This window comes from Kitasatospora nipponensis (assembly GCF_039528135.1).
Taxonomy (GTDB): domain Bacteria; phylum Actinomycetota; class Actinomycetes; order Streptomycetales; family Streptomycetaceae; genus Kitasatospora; species Kitasatospora nipponensis.
The window spans coordinates 1-501 of record NZ_BAAALF010001241.1 but is presented as its reverse complement, the minus strand read 5'-3'; the positions used below and the strand labels follow the sequence as shown (position 1 = coordinate 501).

Genomic DNA, 501 nt, shown 5'->3' with positions numbered 1-501 from the left:
CGGCTGGTCCTCAGCACGAACATTGCCGATGAGCAGCGCTCCGAACAGGTTCAGTGGATTGGCATCGACCAGGTAGGCCGAGCTGGTCAGAGTGGTGATCGAACCGAACAAGGACAGCGACGGGTCGGCCCCCAGCACCGGCGTCACGAGAGGCACGGTCGTCGCGACGGTCCCGGCGGAGGAAGCGAACACGGATACGAGACCCGTCATGAGCGACAGAAGCAGTACTCCGACCTTTGGACCGCCGATCCCCGTGAGCGTGTCGCTGATGATGTCGAAAGTACCGATCTCCTGCATGACCGTGATGTAGGTCAGGATGCCGGCCAGCATGAAGCAGGTTGGCCAAGCGATCTTGTTCACGTAGTCCCGATCTTTGCCGGGCGCGAACGACAGCATGAGTACGGCGCCGATGCTCAGGGCGAGCAGGCCCGGGTCGAGGTCCGACACGATGATCCCGGCAGCCAGGGTCAAAAGGGCGAACAACGGCGCGCCACGGGAAGA

General features: G+C 62.9%; 1 protein-coding gene. It reads right to left on the bottom strand.

What is annotated here, in order from left to right; translation table 11 throughout:
* The coding region (locus ABD323_RS45855; RefSeq protein ID WP_344447827.1) for an SLC13 family permease at positions 1–501 on the bottom strand (501 nt) is incomplete at both ends.